The sequence below is a fragment of the Escherichia sp. AM3 genome (genome assembly GCF_032029835.1).
GTDB lineage: Bacteria > Pseudomonadota > Gammaproteobacteria > Enterobacterales > Enterobacteriaceae > Escherichia > Escherichia coli.
Genome location: NZ_JAVUPQ010000679.1, coordinates 1 through 360 on the forward strand (window position 1 = coordinate 1; position 360 = coordinate 360).

Genomic DNA, 360 nt, shown 5'->3' on the forward strand with positions numbered 1-360 from the left:
GTTTTGCAGTGAAAACAGGGAGCACTTTTGTTAAGTGGCTTGGCTGGGGATGGTTTTATCTTCGTCTTCTTGTCGCGAGTGTTTTACATTTTATCTTTGTTTTTGTGTTAGCCATTCTTGGTGCGTTTAAATGGGCTGTATTCTGGCTGGGTGGTATTTTGTGTGTCATCACCTGGTATCATCTCGATCACCAGTTATGGACTCCACAAAATCTGACTATACCGGTGATTACGGCAACCTGGATTTTGGGACTGCTGGCTGAGCCTCTGATGGAGCTGCTCAACAAAACTATGCCCTGGCACAAGTTACTTGTTCCCGAACCTGCGGACGAAAGCACCGAGAACAGTAGCGAGATAAGCC

Annotated in this window: 1 protein-coding gene; it reads left to right on the forward strand. The window is 46.4% G+C overall.

Annotation, left to right across the window (positions count from 1 at the left end; genetic code table 11):
- On the forward strand, nucleotides 1–360 hold a 360-nt coding region (locus tag RTW80_RS27845), incomplete at both ends, for a hypothetical protein (RefSeq protein WP_312721352.1).